Here is a 2,762-nt window from a genome sequence, read left to right as displayed (position 1 = left end):
GCATATAGATGTCGCCGGGCCGGAGCAACGCACGCGACCGCTCCGAATTCTGCTCCGTCAGCACGCCGATGGTCTGGCCCGTGATCGCGCCCATCGTCGTCACGTCTTCCGGTTTGGCGAGCGGCGAACCGACGTCGACCGCGATCACGACGTCGGGGTGGCAGGCGGCCATGACCTCGTCGACGGGCAGGTTGTCGACCAGTCCCCCGTCCACGAGGTAGCGGCCATGGTAGGGCACCGGCGACAGCAGTGCCGGCACCGACATGCTGGCGCGCATCGCGGTCGACAACTCGCCGCTGCGGAACACGATCTTTTCGCCCGTGCCGATGTCGGTCGCGATGATGGCCACGGGCAGCGGCAGGCTTTCGATGGTGCGCTCGCCGCGGTCGGCGCCGACCAGCGTGTTGAAGAACAGCTTGATCTTCTGCCCGCCCACCACGCCGTGCGCCGCGCGGATGCCCTCGTTGGTGATGCCGAATTCCAGGCCCGGGTAATAACTCAGCGCAAGGCGGCGTTCACGGTAGTTGGTGTCGGCGTGCGACGGGTTGTCGTCGAACAGGTCGCGCCAGTCGACCTGCGCGAGGTGCGCGCGCATCTGCGCCGGCCCCACTCCGCTGGCCCAGGCGCCGGCCACGAGCGCGCCCATGCTGGTGCCGGCCACGCAGTCGACGGGCACCCGCAGGCGCTCGAGCACCTCCAGCACGCCAATGTGGGCCGTGCCGCGTGCACCGCCCCCGCCCAGCACGAGCCCGATGCGGGGCCGGGCCGGCTGCGCCACCGCCGCGACGGCAGCGGACAGCGCCGGTACGAGGACGGCGAATGCAAGCAGGTAACGAAAAAGCGGCATGGGCATGGTCGGAGGCTTGCGCGGATGGACAGCGCTAATGTACTGGGCGCCTGACCTGCGCACGATTGGGCCGGCGCCGCGGCTGAGGCAGATCAAAGGATGGGACCAAAGYCCAATGGCGCCCGCCCCGCGCAAGCCGCAAAGTAGGGATGTCGTCGCTCGCCCTAGCCGGTCGCCCTGAGCCGGTCGCCCTGAGCCGGTCGCCCTGAGCCGGTCGCCCGAATCGTGGAGGTCAAGTATGCGCGCAACGAAAACCATCGCCGCCGCCGTTGCCGCCGCCGTGCTGGCGGCCGTGCCGCCTGGTGCGGCCGGACAAGGCCCCATCGCCTACCCGGCCAAGGGCCAGAGCCAGGCCCGGCAGGACAAGGACGAAGGCGAATGCCATGTCTGGGCGAAGAACAAGACGGGCGTCGACCCGGCCGCCGTCGCGTCCAGTCCGGCGCCCCAGGAAACGGGACCGGCCGTGGGCGGCGGCGAACGCCTGCGCGGCGCCGCGCGCGGTGCGCTGGGCGGCGCGGCGATCGGCGCGATCACGGGCGATACGGGCAAGGGCGCAGGCGTCGGCGCCGTCGCCGGCACGATGGTCGGGGGACACCGCGCGCGCCAGAACCAGGCTGCGCGCAACGAATCCGCGCAACAGGGCCAGGCGCAGCAGGTGGATACTTATCAGCGCGCGTACGCCGCCTGTATGAACGGGCGCGGCTATACCATGCAGTGACGGCCGGAACCGGATCAGTCCGGAAGATAGGGCGCGGGATCGACCAGCTCCATGCCGGGAATATCCTCGACACAGTGCCTGAGGAACGGCACGTGACCGAGTCCATAGAACACCACCGCACGATCCCCGGGCTTCAGCGCCTGCGCGAGGCGCGCGCAGATGCCGTAATTGCGGGCCGCCCATGCCGCGTTCAGGGCCGCGCCAGGTTGCTCGTCGTCGCGGCCGTAGCGCAACAAATCGCCATAGATCGCGTTCGACTGCCGCAGGACCGCGGGTGAATTTATCCACTTCAGCACGCCGCCGATCGAATGGGTTTGTTGCCGTTCCGAGATCGACTGCACCAGCGCCGCCACCTGCTTCTGGCTGTCGGCAAGCCGCCCCGCCATGCCGTTGGCCGCCGCCCAGGCATTCACCGGTTCGAAGGGAAAGGCGCCGTCGACGTCGATCCCGTGGACTTGCGCGAGCCCGAGCGCGTGCGCGAGCCGGAAGCCGAGTTGCGCCCCCTCGTTGCTGGACGCCTGCGCACCCTTCCGGTACGCGGCATAGCCGTCGCGCGCGGGTGCCGCACGCCATTCGATGGCAACGACATTGGGTGCGAACCGTGACAGGCCGTTCACGATGGCCTCCAGCTMGGCCTGGCGGACCGGCGTTTGCATGTCGACCGCCTGCGCATTGTGCAGGTCCCTGCCCGGATTGGCGAAATGGTAGGTGGCGACCATCATCACGCGGATCGGTGCATCGGCGGCCGACACCGGCCCGGTCGCCAGCACGAACAAACCTGCGAGTAGCGCGCAACGCTTCATAGGGTCATGGTCCCGAAAGATGGATAGCCGTTCCGGACCAGTGTATCAGATGACCACCATCATACTGCCGGGATCGGCCTAGCGTCCCCTTCCCCCGCTCCTGCGCCCGCCGCCGCCGCCGAACCCGCCGCCCCCGCCGAAGCTTCCACCACGGCCGCTGCTGACATTCGAGAAGCGCTGCGTCTGCAGCGAGCCGCGCTGGCGGTCCTGCCAGTCGCGGTTCAGGTTCTGCGGCAGCGCCGACGTCTGCGCCGCCGGCCTGGCCTGCGCGGTGCGGGGCGAACGCGCCGGGTCGCGCGCCTGGGTGCGCGGCTGCGCCGCCGTGTCGCTCCAGCCGCCATTGTCGTAGCGCTGCCACTCGCCGCCGCTGCGCCGGTACACGTTGCCGTCGCGG

At 70.0% G+C, this 2,762-nt stretch carries 4 protein-coding genes; 1 reads left to right on the top strand and 3 read right to left on the bottom strand.

What is annotated here, in order from left to right; genetic code table 11:
- Positions 1–847: patatin-like phospholipase family protein (locus tag AC1DYX_RS30070; protein WP_477265722.1), on the bottom strand; the 847-nt coding region annotated here is incomplete at its 3' end.
- Positions 848–1,085: 238 nt separating this feature from the next.
- Here AC1DYX_RS30070 and AC1DYX_RS30065 point away from each other — a divergent pair.
- Positions 1,086–1,565, top strand: coding sequence for a glycine zipper family protein (locus tag AC1DYX_RS30065; RefSeq protein ID WP_477265720.1), 480 nt, complete (start codon positions 1,086–1,088; stop codon positions 1,563–1,565).
- Positions 1,566–1,579: 14 nt separating this feature from the next.
- On the opposite strand, the gene AC1DYX_RS30060 is transcribed toward AC1DYX_RS30065, so the two are convergent.
- Together AC1DYX_RS30060 and AC1DYX_RS30055 are read right to left on the bottom strand one after the other, a co-directional pair.
- Positions 1,580–2,368, bottom strand: coding sequence for a DUF5694 domain-containing protein (locus AC1DYX_RS30060; RefSeq protein ID WP_477265718.1), 789 nt, complete (start codon positions 2,366–2,368; stop codon positions 1,580–1,582).
- Between the two features lie 78 nt (positions 2,369–2,446).
- Positions 2,447–2,762: hypothetical protein (locus tag AC1DYX_RS30055; RefSeq protein ID WP_477265716.1), on the bottom strand; the 316-nt coding region annotated here is incomplete at its 5' end.

The organism is Massilia sp. P2_C2, assembly GCF_056404615.1.
Note: the sequence above shows the minus strand (reverse complement) of the source record. Positions and strands in the feature narration are given on the sequence as shown.